This window comes from Ruegeria sp. AM7 (genome assembly GCF_056535965.1).
On sequence record NZ_JBQFJE010000003.1, the window covers coordinates 3,194,666 to 3,209,497 of the forward strand.

The 14,832-nt window shown below is 57.3% G+C and carries 13 protein-coding genes; 8 read left to right on the forward strand and 5 right to left on the reverse strand.

Translation table 11 applies throughout. The annotated features are described in order from the left end of the window. The first annotated feature begins 3 nt into the window (after positions 1-3). Positions 4-1,500, forward strand: coding sequence for a heme biosynthesis HemY N-terminal domain-containing protein (locus tag ACR3EG_RS19930; RefSeq protein WP_480498484.1), 1,497 nt, complete (start codon positions 4-6; stop codon positions 1,498-1,500). Between the two features lie 9 nt (positions 1,501-1,509). Here the strand turns inward: ACR3EG_RS19930 and ACR3EG_RS19935 are convergent, their stop codons facing one another. The 5 genes from ACR3EG_RS19935 to ACR3EG_RS19955 all read right to left on the reverse strand — a co-directional run bounded on the left by ACR3EG_RS19935 (position 1,510) and on the right by ACR3EG_RS19955 (position 6,499). Beyond that, a complete protein-coding gene (locus ACR3EG_RS19935; RefSeq protein WP_480498482.1) occupies positions 1,510-2,283 on the reverse strand; it encodes a citryl-CoA lyase in 774 nt (257 codons plus the stop codon). Further along, positions 2,280-3,467, reverse strand: coding sequence for a CaiB/BaiF CoA transferase family protein (locus tag ACR3EG_RS19940; RefSeq protein ID WP_480498480.1), 1,188 nt, complete (start codon positions 3,465-3,467; stop codon positions 2,280-2,282). Before ACR3EG_RS19940 ends, ACR3EG_RS19935 begins: the two co-directional genes overlap by 4 nt. Continuing rightward, entirely contained in the window at positions 3,457-4,968 is a 1,512-nt protein-coding gene (locus ACR3EG_RS19945) for a tripartite tricarboxylate transporter permease (RefSeq protein ID WP_170355570.1), read from the reverse strand. The genes ACR3EG_RS19940 and ACR3EG_RS19945 overlap by 11 nt, the downstream gene beginning before the upstream one ends. A 1-nt stretch (position 4,969) precedes the next feature. Continuing rightward, on the reverse strand, positions 4,970-5,452 hold the full coding sequence (locus tag ACR3EG_RS19950) for a tripartite tricarboxylate transporter TctB family protein (RefSeq protein ID WP_480498478.1): 483 nt from the start codon (positions 5,450-5,452) through the stop codon (positions 4,970-4,972). A 66-nt stretch (positions 5,453-5,518) separates the two neighbouring features. Beyond that, positions 5,519-6,499 (reverse strand): Bug family tripartite tricarboxylate transporter substrate binding protein, encoded by a 981-nt coding sequence (locus tag ACR3EG_RS19955; RefSeq protein WP_480498476.1) that lies wholly within the window; start codon positions 6,497-6,499, stop codon positions 5,519-5,521. A 108-nt stretch (positions 6,500-6,607) separates the two neighbouring features. On the opposite strand from ACR3EG_RS19955, the gene ACR3EG_RS19960 reads away from it, so the two are divergent. The 7 genes from ACR3EG_RS19960 (at position 6,608) to ACR3EG_RS19990 (ending at position 14,807) form a co-directional block, all read left to right on the forward strand. Next, positions 6,608-7,276 (forward strand): response regulator transcription factor, encoded by a 669-nt coding sequence (locus ACR3EG_RS19960; RefSeq protein WP_480498474.1) that lies wholly within the window; start codon positions 6,608-6,610, stop codon positions 7,274-7,276. Next, positions 7,266-8,627, forward strand: coding sequence for a sensor histidine kinase (locus tag ACR3EG_RS19965; protein ID WP_480498472.1), 1,362 nt, complete (start codon positions 7,266-7,268; stop codon positions 8,625-8,627). Before ACR3EG_RS19960 ends, ACR3EG_RS19965 begins: the two co-directional genes overlap by 11 nt. Beyond that, entirely contained in the window at positions 8,606-9,610 is a 1,005-nt protein-coding gene (locus tag ACR3EG_RS19970) for an ABC transporter substrate-binding protein (RefSeq protein ID WP_480498470.1), read from the forward strand. The genes ACR3EG_RS19965 and ACR3EG_RS19970 overlap by 22 nt, the downstream gene beginning before the upstream one ends. Before the next feature lie 179 nt (positions 9,611-9,789). Then, the gene (locus ACR3EG_RS19975; RefSeq protein ID WP_480498468.1) at positions 9,790-10,875 is read left to right on the forward strand and encodes an MHYT domain-containing protein; all 1,086 of its coding nucleotides are present in this window, start codon (positions 9,790-9,792) and stop codon (positions 10,873-10,875) included. A gap of 139 nt (positions 10,876-11,014) precedes the next feature. Further along, on the forward strand, positions 11,015-11,848 hold the full coding sequence (locus ACR3EG_RS19980; protein WP_480498466.1) for an FAD binding domain-containing protein: 834 nt from the start codon (positions 11,015-11,017) through the stop codon (positions 11,846-11,848). A 14-nt stretch (positions 11,849-11,862) separates the two neighbouring features. Next, positions 11,863-12,393 carry a (2Fe-2S)-binding protein gene (locus tag ACR3EG_RS19985; RefSeq protein ID WP_480498465.1) on the forward strand — a complete coding sequence of 177 codons (531 nt, stop codon included), beginning with the start codon at positions 11,863-11,865 and terminating at the stop codon, positions 12,391-12,393. Beyond that, on the forward strand, positions 12,390-14,807 hold the full coding sequence (locus tag ACR3EG_RS19990; RefSeq protein ID WP_480498463.1) for an aerobic carbon-monoxide dehydrogenase large subunit: 2,418 nt from the start codon (positions 12,390-12,392) through the stop codon (positions 14,805-14,807). The genes ACR3EG_RS19985 and ACR3EG_RS19990 overlap by 4 nt, the downstream gene beginning before the upstream one ends. Positions 14,808-14,832 lie beyond the last annotated feature (25 nt).

The window sequence follows — 14,832 nt, forward strand, 5'->3', positions numbered from 1 at the left end:
GCCATGCTGTGGTCACTGATAAAAATCCTTGTATTTGTTGCCATTGTTGGCCTTCTGGCTATTGGTGCCGGGTTCCTGATGGAAACCAGCGGCGGTATTCAGATCACGGCGGGTGGCACGGAATACACTCTGGGGCCTTTGCAATCGGTTATTGCGCTGGGCGTGTTGGTCTTTGCGATCTGGGTGTTCTTCAAACTGCTGACCCTGCTGATCGCCACGCTGAAATTCCTAAATGGCGATGAAACCGCCCTGTCGCGCTATTTCGACCGCAGCCGTGAACAGCGCGGCTATCAGGCGCTGGCTGATGGGCTGATGGCACTGGCTTCGGGCGAGGGGCGCATTGCCATGTCCAAGGCCACCAAGGCCGAGAAATTGTTGAACAAGCCGGAATTGACCAACTTGCTGGTGGCGCAGGCGGCCGAGATGAATGGTGACACCAAGAAAGCCTCGGACACCTATAAGAAACTGGTGACGAACAACGCCACCCGGTTTGTGGGCGTGCGTGGTATCTTGAAGCAGAAACTGGCCGAGGGTGATGACGATACTGCCCGGAAGCTGGCCGAAAAGGCGTTGGCGATCAAGCCGCGCCACGCCGAAACACAAGACATTCTGTTGGGGCTGCAAACCAAGTCGCAGGATTGGACCGGCGCGCGTTCGACACTGACAGCCAAGCTGAAGGCCGGTCACCTACCGCGTGACGTGTTCAAGCGCCGCGATGCGGTGCTGGCCCTGTCCGAGGCCAAGGGCATTCTGGACGAAAGCGCGACAGTCGAACAACGCGAACACGCGATTGAGGCCAACCGCCTTTCGCCCGATCTGGTCCCCGCTGCTGCCATGGCCGCGCGGGCCTATATCGAAAAGGGCAAGCCCCGCGCTGCGACCAAGATCCTGAAAAAAGCGTGGGAAGTGCAGCCGCATCCCGATCTGGCCCATGCCTTTGCGGAAATCGCGCCGGATGAAACGCCAGATGCGCGGATCAAGCGGTTCACCGCCCTGACCCGCATACACCCGGAAAACCCTGAAACACGCCTGATCCTGGCCGAGTTGAACATCGTGGCCGAGGATTTCCCCGAAGCTCGCCGTGCGCTAGGCGATGTGGTGGAAAAACAGGCCGATGCCCGCGCCTATACGCTGATGGCAGCGATTGAACGTGGCGAGGGGTCATCGGATGCAGTTGTGCAGGGATGGCTGGCCAAAGCGTTGAACGCGCCGCGCGGGCCGCAATGGGTCTGCGACAACTGCCATGATATCCAGCCCGAATGGGCTCCGGTCTGCCAGAACTGCGGCAGCTTTGACACGCTTAGCTGGCAAACCCCGCAAACGCCCGAGATCGCCTCGGCGACCGGTGTTCACATGCTGCCCCTGATCGTGGGTGCGCTTGAGGAAAAGGCCGAGCCGGAGGTTGAAGAGCCGGAAGAAGAAATTGCGTCTGACGTTATCGAAATGAAGGCCGAACCGGTGCGCCCCGATGTTGAGCCTGCAGTCGAAGAAAAGGTCTGAGGACGCCGTTCACCTGTCGCTGGGCAAGTACGTCCAACGATACTTTGGCGGGGTAGGGCCTTTGTTTCGGCCACCTTGCTGAGATTGTTCCCACGCATGTGCAAGAATGCCGACAGACCGGGACAGGCAAAACAGGCCACGCGCCAATGGCGCGTCAAAACCAAGCTCGGCATAGATCACCGCTGTGGCTCCGTCGATATTCATCGGAACGGGTTTGCCTTTGCGCTGCGCCAATTCGCCTTCGATGTCGATCGCGACAGACTTGAAGCGCCCGTCACAGGCACCTGCCTCAATCGCTTCATCCACAAGGCTCATTAAACGTGGTGCGCGTGGATCCGTTGGGGTGTGAAAGCGGTGGCCGAACCCGGGCAGAATTTTCCCTTGCGCCGCAATCCAGTCATCTACCGCCGGGCCAACGGCGGATGGGTGAGCGTTGACGAACTGATACAGGGTCACCGCTTGCTCGCCAGCACCGCCGTGTATGTCCCCTAGCATATTCACCGCGCTTGCCATGGCATTGTTGAGAGGCAGTCCGCACGTCACTGCCATACGGGCCGTAGCGATAGAAGGGGCTTGTGGCCCGTGATCCACGGCAGCAACCAAGGCGGCTTCGAACAATTTCAACTGTGCGGCGGATGGCCTGTCTCCGCGCACCATGAACCAGATCATTTCCGCGAAACCAAGGTTGCCAATAAGGTCCTGAATAGGTGTGCCCCGCAGGTCTATTCGTCCTGGTTCCATGTCGATGATGGATGTTGACCACCAGTCAGCGACATCGCTCATATGATCCCCTCCTTCGTCAACGCATTTATTTCGTCGTGGCTCAGACCAAGCTCAGACCAGATCACAGCATTATCTGCCCCTAAGTCCGGCGGGGCGGTCCGGGGCATTCTGCGTTGACCATCCATCACAACAGGGCTGCCGGTTAATTTCAGCTCCTCGCTGTGGGACGGCAAAGATCCAATCAATCCGCGGCCTGTAAGCTGTTCGTCAGCCAGCGCTTCGGGCACGGTCATCACCTGCCCGGTCGGAACGCCAATCGCGTTCAACTCGCGAACCCATTCCCGGGAGGGTCGGGTGCGCAACGTGGCTTCAAGATCGTCTCTTAGGGTATGGCGGTTCCTCTTGCGATCTTCACGCGAGGCATAGTCAGGGTTGCCCAGCAAATCTTCCTGTCCAAGGTGTCGAGCAAGCGCCTGCCATTGTTCGTTACGATTGGCCGCGATGTTGATCGGGTTATCCGCAGTGGCAAAGGTTCCTGACGGGGCGGATGTGGTGTTTTCGTTGCCATGCGCTGCCGGTGTGACATCCCCGATCAGGTAGTTCGACACCACCCAGCCCATGGTGGAGATCACCGCCTCGGACATTGCGATATCCAGAAACGTGCCGCGTGGTCTGGCGTTCAGGGCCGCACTGATCGCAAAAGCGGCCGTTAGCCCTCCGACGGTATCGGCCAGCGGGTAGCCGACGCGATAGGGCGCTGTATCGGCTGCTCCGGTGATCGACATGACACCGCTGATACCTTGGACGATTTGGTCGTAGGCCGGGTCTTTTTTGCGAGGACCGTCCTGCCCAAAACCGCTGATTGCGCAATAGATCAGGTTGGCATTTTCAGCGCGCAGAACGTCATAGCCAAGGCCAAGCCGGTCCATTACACCGGGCCGGAAATTTTCGACCAGCACGTCGGCGGTTTGAACCAGCTTCTTCAGCAAGTCTTTGCCCTTTGCGGGCTTCATATCCAGCGTGACGGATTTCTTATCCGCGTTCTGGGCGAGAAAACTGATGCCCATCCCGGCCTTGTTGCGGTCTGGGTCTGCGCCCAACACCCGAGCAAGGTCGCCGCCCTTTGGCCGTTCGACCTTGATCACCTCGGCCCCCATTAAGGCAAGCTGATAGCAGCAATACGGGCCCGCCAGAACATTCGTCAGGTCAAGAACCCGTATTCCTGCCAAAGGCTCAGTCGCCATCGGCGATACCGGCAGCCCGTGCCCGTGCGCGGCGCGCGCGATAGCTGGGCAGCAGCACCAGCAGCGCGGCGATGACCAGCAGGCCCAGCGTCATGGGGCGTTCCCAGATAAACCCGATCCCGTCATAGAGTTGCATGGACCTTGCAAAGTTGTCTTCCATCATTCCGCCAAGGATGAACCCGATCAGAAGCGGGGCCAGCGGATAGTCAGCAAATTTCAAAGCCGTGGCACAGACGCCGAAGCCCACAAGGATCAACAGCTCCGTTGCATTGTTCTGCCCGATATATGCGCCCATCAGGGTGAAGAACAGAATGAACGGGATCAAGTAGTTGCGCGGGACCGAGAGTACCTTTGCGATGTAAGGGATCAGCGGCAGGTTCAGGATCAACAGGACAAGGTTTCCGATAAACATGGACATGATCACAGCCCAGAAGATCTGAGGCTCATCCAGCATCAGACGCGGACCGGGTGTCACGTTCAGAGCAATCAGCGCGCCCAGCAGGATCGCCGTGGTGCCGGAACCTGGAATACCCAAAGTCAGCAGTGGAACGAATGATCCTGTGCAGGCCGCGTTGTTCGCTGTTTCCGGGGCCGCCAGACCCTTGATCGAGCCTTTGCCAAATTCTTCCTGTTCCTCTTTCGGAGCGATGTTGCGTTCAACGGCGTAGCCGAGGAAGCTGGCGATTGTCGCACCGGCGCCGGGAAGAACGCCGATGAAGAAACCTTGCACGGATTGCCGTCCCACAACTGGCGCAATTGCTTTGGCTTCTTCTTTGGTGATGCGCAGGTCCTTGATCTCACCATCATCACCTTTCAGATCTTTTGGCTTCAGGACCAGAAACAGCGCTTCGGGCAAGGCAAACATGGCCATGGCCAGCGTGATGAAGCCAAAGCCGGATTGCAGGTCCATGATTCCCATGGTGAACCGAGGCAGGTTGAACAACGCGCCTTCGCCGACAGTTGCCATGATCAGCCCTAGGACTGTCATGATGACGGCCTTGGCGACTTGCCCGCTTCCAGCAAAGGCTGCGATGGCTGAAAGACCGACAACCATAAGCGCGAAATACTCGGCCGAATGGAACAACAGCGCGACTGATGACAGGGCAGGGGCAAACACCATTAGAAGCACAGCACCCAGCGTGCCGCCGGCAAAGCTGGCGATCGCGGCGATTGTCAGCGCTTTGCCCGCTTTGCCTTGTCGCGCCATCGGGTAACCATCGAAGCTGGAAGCTACCGTGCCCGCGACACCCGGCGCGTTCAACAGAATGGAGGATGTCGATCCTCCGAAGATCGCTCCGTAATATACCCCAGCCAAAAGGATCAGAGCGGCGGATGGGTCGCCCATCGAGATCGCAACCGGGATCATGATGGCGATGATCGACATCGGTCCAAGACCGGGCAACATCCCGATGAACGTGCCGATCAGACACCCAGCGATGACCATCAGAAGGTTTTGGATTGAGAATGCCGTTTGCAGGCCGATCAGAAGTCCTTCAAGCATGTCAGCCTCCGAAAATGCCCGGCAGGGGGCGCATGTAAATGCCAAGAACTTCCTGAACCAGATACCAGACGGCCCCAGTAGCGATGAAGGCAACAGGCAGCATGATGTGCCACTTGCGCTCACCCAGAATGAAAGAGCCAAGGATCAGGAATGCCGATGTGGAAATCAGGAAACCGACAGGACGCAGGCACAAAGCGTAGATCACGATCAAAGCCAGCAGCATCAGCGCCTGATCCAGATGGTAATCACCCAGCCGGCGATAATCGATGTCGGCTTCCTTGATCTCGGACTTTTCAAAGCCCAGCAGGATAATTGTCGTCGTGACGATACCCAGAATGGACAGCACTTTGGGGAAGGTGCTTGGCCAGATGGGATTTCTTTGCATGAAGGGGGGAAGGCTACCGTCCATCGTGAACCAGGCGGCGTAGCCATATGTTAAACAAACACCCAGCAGAACGAGCGCGATCCAGCGATCCAACGCCATGATGCCCCCTCCTTTTTTGTTGTCTTTGGGGAAGGCAGAGCGGCGGTCCGCTCTGCCGATTTTCAGTTAGAGAAAGCCCAGTTTCTTCATCAGATCACCGATCTGTTGTTCCTGCTGCTCAAGGAACGTCTGGAAGTCAGCGCCCGAGTTGTGGATGTCGACCCAACCGTTGCGCGCCCGAACTTCTTCCCATTCAGGAGTGTCGTACATCTTGGCGATTGCATCTTGATATGCCGCCAGCTTGTCTTCCGGCAGGCCAGGTGCTGCGAAGAATCCGCGCCAGTTGACGAAGGTGGTATCGATACCCTGTTCCTTCATGGTCATCGCATCAGGAGCAGCGTCAACGCGTTCTTCCGATGTGACACCGATGATTTTGACTTCGCCCGCATTCGACAGGTCAACAGCCTCTGAGAAACCGGTCGACAGGGCCGCGATTTCACCAGACAGAAGCGCCGCCATGGCTTTGCCGCCTGCGTCATACGGAATGTACTTTACGCCCAGAGCGTCTTTGCCAGCGGCTTCCATGACCATGGCTGCAACCAAGTGATCCATGCCGCCCGGTACCGAGCCACCACCAATTGCTGTGGCCGAAGGGTCAGCGTCAAAAGCTGCCAACAGATCGTCCATCGAGTTGATCGGGCTGTCTTTGCCTACGACGATCGCCGCATAGTCACCGATGGTGCCTGAAACCAGAGTCAGGTCGCGGAAGTTATGCGGGAAAACACCGGTTAGCGAACGGATCACGATGGGGGTTGAGTTCACCATCAAAGTACCGTGATTGCTGTCAGCGTTTTCAATCAGAAAGCCGATGGCCTTACCGCCGCCGCCACCTGACATGTTCTCATAGGATGCAGTGCCAACAAGACCCGCATTCGTAAGGGCTTCACCCGTGCCGCGGGCAGTTCCGTCCCAACCGCCACCGGCGCCACCGGGGATCAGAAAGTGGATGCTGCCCACAACTTGATCTTCGGCCAACGTCGGGCCGGTCAGGCCGATTGCGGCCACAGCTGCGATTAGGGCGCGACGGCCCAGTTTAATCGTTGTCATGATTTCCTCCCGTTTGACAACCGGCCGCATGGCGGCTCAGATTGGATGGAACAAAAACACACCAACCTGACATCAACCTGTCACGCGGCAAAATACTGAAAAAGCCTGATGAAATTTCTACTTGTCGAAGACAACCTGGACCTCGCGAACGCGGTCAGTTCGCGCATGCGTCTGGACGGTCATGTCATTGATCACGCAGCGAATTTGGAAGACGCAACCGCCTTTGTCGAAACCGAGGAATATGACCTGATTCTGTTGGATATCATGCTCCCAGATGGGGATGGCCGAGACTTTCTGAAACGGCATCGGGCAAGTCGACTGGACACTCCCGTGATTGTATTGACCGCGCGCAGTCAGGTTTCTGATCGAATCGGTTCTTTGGATCTTGGGGCCGACGATTACGTCACAAAGCCATTTGATCACGCTGAACTCGAGGCTCGATGCCGTGCCGTTTTGCGTCGCAAGTCAGGCATCACAAAAACGATGATCGAGATGGGCGGTATTGTCTTCGATCCGGTCGCGGGGCATTTGGTCGTCGCCGGGGACATCGTTTCTTTGCGGAATCGTGAGTTGCGTATGATGGAGCTGTTCATCAACGCACCCGGTCATGTGTTCTCGAAACAGAAGCTGGCAGATCGGCTGTTTTCCTACGATGACAACATTTCAGACAACGCCATCGAGGTCTATGTGGGCCGATTGCGCAGGCATCTTGAAAAGTCGGACCTCAAGATAACTACTCTGCGCGGTCTGGGGTATAGGCTGGATCATGACAACTAATCCGACCGTTTCAGGGTCATTGCGAAACAGGCTGGTGCTCGCGTTGATTGGCGGTGCGGCTGTTCTTGCAATTCTTCTGTTTTTCACAGTTCGCAATTACGCAGCACAGGTGGCACAACAAGGTCAGGACAACATACTTGAAGCTTCAGTGACATCAATACTGGATGCTGCGGCGCTCAGAGATGGTGCACTCGAGGTAGATATCCCGTACGCAGCATTTTCAATGCTGAGTACACCGTCAGATGACAGAGTGTTCTATGCGATCTTTCAGGACGGTGAGTTCCTATCAGGCTACGAAGACCTTCGGTTTGCTGGTGGGCTCGGAGAAAGCGATTGGTCGTTCAAAACCGGCGAAGTTCGCGAAGAACTTATCCGACAGGTCAGCGCCAGCCGGACTCTTGTTGGATTTGACCGACAAACCGAGGTCGAAGTCGTACTGGGTCAAACACAAGATGCGCTTTCCGAAACTCTTGATCAGATTTCGCGCAATGCTGCTTTTCTTGGGTTGGGGTTCTTTCTACTCACCGCAGCTTTATCTTTCTGGATCACGTCGACAACCATTGGTCAGCTCAACAAGTTGACGACTTCGGTAACCCGAAGGGGGCCGCAGGATCTGAGTCCTTTCAAAAAACCAGTGCCACGAGAAATGGCGCCGCTTGTCATGTCCTTGAATTCCTTGATGGGTCGGTTGGATCAGTCGCTTAGCCAATCCGAGGACTTTATCGCCGAAGCGGCCCACCGCGTCAGGACACCTTTGGCCACTGTCAGATCATACGCCGAAGCCACGCTCCACCGTGTGGAAAGAAAAGAAAACCGCGAGGCGCTGCGTGCTATGGTTCGCGCGATTGACGAAAGCTCGCGCGCGGCAGGTCAACTTTTGGATCACGCCATGATTACGTCTCGCGCGGACCGGCTAGAGCGCGAGAATGTTGACCTTGTCGAGTTGATCCAAGAACTGGTTCAGCGTTTGACGCCCATCGCTGAAATGAAGGAACTGTCGCTCTGTCTGACGGGCGATAAATCGGTTCCGTATTCTGGAGATCCTATTCTTATTCAAAACGCTGTCAGAAACATGATCGACAATGCTTTGAAATATGCCCCCGCAGACAGCATCGTAGAAATAGAGGTCACAGCGAAACCCGAGATTAAGGTCAGCGACACCGGGCCCGGTTTTCTTCCCAGCGAAGTTGACAGACTGACCCGGCGATTTGAGCGTGGGGAAAACGCTGTAGGAACCATTGGCTCTGGACTGGGACTAACCATTGCAAAGGATGTGGCAACTGCACATGGGGGAATGCTGGTTCTATCGAACCGGCCCAAGGGGGGCGCATGCGTTACATTATCGCTTTGATGCTGGCTTTTCTGCCCGGCGCTGGATGGGCAGACGACTGGGAAGATCAGTTGATTTTCAACGAAGGCGCAGAGGGTCCCAGGCTGCGGGTAATCTCGAGCACGGACACAGTTCTATTTGCGCCACTGATCGAGGAGTTTGTGGCGAAGAACCCCTTAATTAGTGTCGAATATCTGGTCTCGGGCACGGCCGATATCAACATGCGGGTCCGAGCTGCTGCTGATGCATTTGACGTGGTAGTGTCCAGTGCGATGGATCTGCAACTCAAACTGGCCAATGATGGGTATGCCCTACCAATCGACGACATCGATACACCGCACTGGGCACAATGGCACAATAGCCTTTTCTCGTTCACCACTGAGCCGGCGGCCATTGTGATCAACAGGGCGGCATTTGAAGGCCAGCAAGTTCCCGTAACGCGCCAAATGTTGATCGAAGCTTTACGTAAACGCCCTGAAGAATTCCGTGGCAAGGTAGGCACTTATGATGTTCGCCAGTCCGGTTTGGGTTACCTCTTTGCGACGCAGGATGCGCGAGCTTCGGAAACCTATTGGCGCTTGATGGAAGTTATGGGCGGGCTTGATGTGCGGCTGTATTGTTGTTCGGGCGAAATGATCAATGATCTGGCCGATGGCACGATTTTGGTCGCATATAACGTGTTGGGCAGCTACGCCGCTGTCCGAGCCGAAGGTAAAGATGCGCTTGAAGTTATTTTTCCGACTGATTTTCAAACGATTATGATGCGCACAGCATTGGTTTCAAATGCAACTCAGGAACCAGACGCAGCAGAAGCTTTCATCCGCCATCTCGTTGCCGAAAAATCTGCCGCGCAAGAAACGCAGTCCTCTCTCCCGCCGCTGACGTCTCCGGGAGGGGTGACTGACAGAGAAACGATTGGATTGAACCCGGCTTTGCTGACTTTTTTGGATGACCTTAAGCGTAAAAAGTTTCTTTCCGCATGGGAAAATGCGGTGATTCAATAGCCAGCGGAGACCATCAAGTAGATCTGAGCGCGAACTTGTAACGTGCTGAATTTCTTAGTCGCAAACGAAAAAAGGTTACGTCCGAGGCGAGCACCATATTCGTGTTCGAGAGCCAATTGTCCCAATCAAATCCGTTTGCTAACGTCGTCCACGCGTCGGGGAGGGCGTCTAAACCAAAAATGCTGGACTATTCGCATAACGCTTGGCTTGTGGCAGCCTCGTTAGCTGTGGCGCTGATGGCAGGCTTTACCGGCCTTTACCTGACCCATGGCGCGTCCAAGCTGGACGACCAGCGCCGTAAGATCATCGTGGCGCTGGCTGCGGTGGTTCTGGGCGGCGGCATCTGGTCGATGCATTTCGTCGCCATGCTGGGCCTGCAACTTCCGATCCTGTTCTACTATGACGCGCTGATCACTCTGATTTCGGCCCTTGTGGCGATCCTGATGGTAGGTTTGGCGCTGCTGTTGCTGCATTTCCGGCCACGTTCGGTGCAGACCATAGTGGGGGCGGGCGTGATCGTGGGACTTGGCATCGTTGTGATGCACTATATCGGTATGGCCGGGATGGAACTGTGTCGCCCGGTTTATAACGTGTGGGATGTGGTGATCTCGACCCTTGCGTCGGTGCTGCTGTCGGTCGTGGCGATCTGGGTGGCTTACGACAACCGCACGCAGCGTAACATCTTGCTGGGAACGGCCTGTTTCGGATTGGCGGTGTTTACAATGCACTTCGTGGCCACCGGTCTGACCGATTTCACCGTCAGCGACAGCACCGGCGGGGCCGGTCCGGCACTGAACAATCAGGTGCTGGCGATGGGTGTCACCGTGGCTGTGTTCCTGATCTGTGGAGCGTTCCTGTTGACCGGCGTCAGCTTCCTTGAGCCTGCTGCTGTTGCGGCCCCTGCTGCGCCCAACCCTGAACCTGCGACCTTGCGGGCGGGCATTCCGTTTGAACGCGAAGGCCAGACCTTTTTCGCCACCCCGACCGAGATCGCCGCAATCCGGGCCGAAGGGCATTATACCGTGCTCTATATCGGGGCCGAGAAACTGTTCTGTCCATGGTCGATTACCGAGGCTGAAACCCGCCTGACGCCGGACGGGTTTTTGCGCGCCCATCGCAGCTATCTGGTGAATCCCAAACATGTCTCCAGTTTCGAACGTCACAAGGACAATGGCACTTGTTATTTCGACGGTGTGGACGCGTTGACCAAGGTGCCGGTCAGCCGTTCCCGCCTATCCGACATTCGCGAAGCGCTGGGTCTTTGATCGCAACTCGTGCAGCCTATTCGCATTTCGTGAAACAAGCTGCGCGCCCCGTTCCCGTTGACTGGAACGGATGACGCGGGCGTTCTTTCCTGACCTAAGGTCCCCCAAGGCATATTGCTCGGACCCAGGGAGGAAAAACATGATACCAGCCGGTTTTGAGTATCACCGGCCAGGCGATATCGCCTCGGCCATCGGCATTTTGCAAGAACACGGAGACGAGGCGCGCGTGATCGCGGGCGGACACAGCCTGATCCCGATGATGAAGCTACGCATGGCCGAGATGGGCCATCTGGTCGATCTGCAAGCCATCGACGAACTAAAGGGCATCGAGGTCGGCTCCGACGCCGTGACCTTGGGTGCGATGGTCACGCAGCACGAGTTGATAACTCATGATGGTCTTGCCGCTGCCATTCCGCTGATCCGCGAGGCGGCATTGCAGATCGCTGATCCGCAGGTGCGCTATGTGGGCACCGTCGGTGGCAATGTGGCCAATGGGGATCCGGGCAATGACATGCCGGGGTTGATGCAATGCCTGAACGCCACGTTTGATCTGTCCGGTCCCGACGGCAATCGCAGCGTCGCCGCGCGTGAGTTTTACGAGGCTGCGTATTTCACCGCCCGCGAGGACGAAGAAATTCTGACCCGTATCTCGATCCCTGTACCGGGCGCGGGTGTCGGGCAGGCGTATGAAAAGCAAAAGCGCAAGATCGGAGATTATGCGACGGCCGCTGCTGCTGTGATGGTGGGCAATGGAACAGCCTCGGTCGCGATGACCAATCTGGCGGACACTCCGATCTGGTCCGAAGGCGCAAGCGCTGCGCTGGCCGATGGCGATGTGAATGGCTGCGTTGCTGCCATGTTGGATGCGATTGATCCGGTTGCCGACAATCGTGGCCCCGTCGAATTCAAGAAACATGTGGCAGGCGTCATGCTGCGCCGCGCCATCGACCGCGCCCAAAGCCGCGCGGGTTGAGGGGAGGAGAACCCATGTCAAAAATGCACGTCAAACTCACCGTGAACGGCAAAGAGGTCGAAGGTCTGGCCGAGCCGCGCACGTTGCTGATCCACTTCCTGCGGGAAGATCTGAAAATCACCGGCCCTCATATCGGATGCGAAACCAGCCATTGCGGCGCCTGCACTGTGGATATCGATGGCAAGTCCGTCAAATCCTGCACCACCTTCGTGGCGCAGGTGAACGGTGCCGATATCACAACGGTCGAAGGGCTTACCAACGACGATGGCAGCCTTGGTGTATTGCAGGAGATGTTCCGCGAACATCATGGCCTGCAATGCGGTTTCTGCACGCCGGGCATGATCACCCGCGCGCATCGCCTGCTGCAGGAAAACCCGAACCCGACCGAGGAAGAAATTCGTTTCGGTATGGCTGGGAACCTCTGCCGCTGCACCGGCTACCAGAATATCGTCAAGGCGATCTCGGCCTCGGCTGACATGCTGAACGCTCAAGCGTCCTCAAGTAGCGAAGCGGTAGGACAAACCAAAGTGGAGGCTGCGGAATGAACGATCAAACTCTGACCCCCGAAGAACGCGCAGCCAACCTCAAAGGGATGGGCAGCTCGCGCAAACGCGTCGAGGATGTGCGCTTTACCCAAGGCAAGGGCAATTATGTCGATGACATCAAGCTGGATGGCATGCTGTTCGGCGACTTTGTGCGCTCCCCCTACGCACATGCCCGCGTTGTCAGCGTGAACAAAGAGGCCGCGCTGGCGCTGCCCGGCGTGATCGCTGTTCTGACCGCCGAAGACTTGTCGCCGCTGGGCCTGCATTGGATGCCGACACTGGCAGGCGACAAGCAGATGGTGCTTGCCGATGGCAAAGTGCTGTTCCAAGGGCAGGAAGTCGCTTTCGTTGTGGCCGAGGATCGCTATATCGCAGCCGATGCGGCGGAACTGGTCGAGGTTGAATACGAGGAACTTCCTGTTCTGACCGACCCGTTCGAGGCGCTGAAATCCGATGTGGTCCTGCGTGAAGACCTTGAGGGTCAGACCGAAGGTGCGCACGGGCCGCGCAAGCATCACAACCACATCTTCACCTGGGAACAGGGCGACAAAGACGCGACCGAGGCTATTCTGGCCGAGGCTGATGTGGTGGCTGAAGAGATGGTCTATTACCACCGCACCCATCCCTGCCCGCTGGAGACCTGCGGGTCGGTCGCGAGCATGGACAAGGTGACCGGCAAGCTGACGCTCTACGGAACGTTCCAAGCCCCGCACGCGATCCGTACGGTTGTCTCGCTGATCTCGGGCATTGCCGAACACAATATCCGAGTGATCAGCCCCGATATTGGCGGCGGGTTCGGCAACAAGGTCGGGGCCTATGCGGGCTATGTCTGCTCGGTCGTGGCCTCGATTGTCACGGGTAAGCCAGTGAAATGGGTCGAGGACCGGATGGAGAACCTGATGTCCACCGCCTTTGCCCGCGACTACTGGATGCAGGGCAAGATCGCAGCAACGAAGGACGGTAAGATCACCGGGCTGTGGTGCCACACCACGGCCGATCACGGTGGGTTTGACGCCTGTGCGGACCCGACCAAATTCCCGGCTGGGTTCATGAACATCTGCACCGGATCCTACGACATCCCAACCGCCTATCTGGCCGTGGATGGGGTCTATACCAACAAGGCTCCGGGCGGGGTGGCTTATCGCTGTTCCTTCCGCGTAACCGAGGCCGCCTATTTCATCGAGCGCATGATCGAGGTTCTGGCCATCAAGCTGAACATGGACGCGGCCGAGCTGCGCCGGATCAACTTCATCAAGGCCGATCAGTTCCCCTATCAGTCCGCACTGGGCTGGGAATATGACTCGGGCGACTATCATACCGCTTGGGACAAGGCATTGAAGGCTGTCGACTACGACGGTCTGCGGGCTGAACAGGCGCAGCGGGTCGAGGATTTCAAGGCTGGTAAGACTCGCAAACTGCTGGGCATTGGTCTGACGCATTTCACGGAAATCGTGGGCGCGGGACCGGTTAAGAACTGCGATATCCTCGGGCTGGGAATGTTCGATAGCTGCGAAATCCGGATTCACCCGACTGGTTCGGCCATCGCTCGGTTAGGGACGATTTCACAGGGTCAGGGCCATGCCACGACCTTTGCCCAGATCATCGCCAGTGAGATCGGGTTGCCCGCCGATGACATCACGCTGGAGGAAGGCGATACCGACACTGCGCCGTATGGGCTTGGGACTTACGGGTCTCGGTCCACGCCTGTGGCCGGTGCCGCAACGGCAATGGCTGCGCGTAAAATCCGTGCCAAGGCGCAGATGATTGCGGCCTATCTGCTGGAGGTCCACGACGACGATGTCGAATGGGATGTGGATCGGTTCTCTGTCAAGGGCGCGCCCGAGCGGTTCAAAACGATGAAGGAAATCGCCTTCGCCGCCTATAATCAGGCAATCCCCGGTCTGGAGCCCGGTTTGGAGGCGGTCAGCTACTACGATCCGCCGAACATGACCTATCCCTTCGGGGCCTATATCTGCGTCATGGAGATCGACGTGGATACAGGCGAATGGGACGTTCGGAAATTCTATGCGCTGGATGATTGCGGCACCCGGATCAACCCGATGATCATCGAGGGTCAGGTCCATGGCGGTGTGACTGAGGCGTTGGCCATCGCGATGGGTCAGGAGATTGCTTATGACGAGATCGGTAACGTGAAAACCGGCACGCTGATGGATTTCTTCCTGCCGACTGCGTGGGAGACGCCGAACTATATCACCGACTATACGGTGACGCCGTCCCCGCACCATCCGATTGGTGCGAAGGGTGTGGGTGAGAGCCCGAATGTTGGGGGCGTTCCCTGTTTCTCGAACGCGGTGCATGATGCGTTCCGGCCCTTTGGGTTGGTGCAGAGCCATATGCCGCATGACCACTGGCGCATCTGGAAGATTGCCAATGGGCTGGGGATGCATGGGTGAATGGGTTCGGATCGGCTTGGCCGAT

Coding starts and splice junctions, on each gene's coding strand:
- ACR3EG_RS19930 (WP_480498484.1), top strand. CDS start 4: ATGCTGTGGTCACTGATAAAAATCCTTGTATTTGTTGCCATTGTTGGC.
- ACR3EG_RS19935 (WP_480498482.1), bottom strand. CDS start 2,283: ATGAGCGATGTCGCTGACTGGTGGTCAACATCCATCATCGACATGGAA.
- ACR3EG_RS19940 (WP_480498480.1), bottom strand. CDS start 3,467: ATGGCGACTGAGCCTTTGGCAGGAATACGGGTTCTTGACCTGACGAAT.
- ACR3EG_RS19945 (WP_170355570.1), bottom strand. CDS start 4,968: ATGCTTGAAGGACTTCTGATCGGCCTGCAAACGGCATTCTCAATCCAA.
- ACR3EG_RS19950 (WP_480498478.1), bottom strand. CDS start 5,452: ATGGCGTTGGATCGCTGGATCGCGCTCGTTCTGCTGGGTGTTTGTTTA.
- ACR3EG_RS19955 (WP_480498476.1), bottom strand. CDS start 6,499: ATGACAACGATTAAACTGGGCCGTCGCGCCCTAATCGCAGCTGTGGCC.
- ACR3EG_RS19960 (WP_480498474.1), top strand. CDS start 6,608: ATGAAATTTCTACTTGTCGAAGACAACCTGGACCTCGCGAACGCGGTC.
- ACR3EG_RS19965 (WP_480498472.1), top strand. CDS start 7,266: ATGACAACTAATCCGACCGTTTCAGGGTCATTGCGAAACAGGCTGGTG.
- ACR3EG_RS19970 (WP_480498470.1), top strand. CDS start 8,606: ATGCGTTACATTATCGCTTTGATGCTGGCTTTTCTGCCCGGCGCTGGA.
- ACR3EG_RS19975 (WP_480498468.1), top strand. CDS start 9,790: ATGCTGGACTATTCGCATAACGCTTGGCTTGTGGCAGCCTCGTTAGCT.
- ACR3EG_RS19980 (WP_480498466.1), top strand. CDS start 11,015: ATGATACCAGCCGGTTTTGAGTATCACCGGCCAGGCGATATCGCCTCG.
- ACR3EG_RS19985 (WP_480498465.1), top strand. CDS start 11,863: ATGTCAAAAATGCACGTCAAACTCACCGTGAACGGCAAAGAGGTCGAA.
- ACR3EG_RS19990 (WP_480498463.1), top strand. CDS start 12,390: ATGAACGATCAAACTCTGACCCCCGAAGAACGCGCAGCCAACCTCAAA.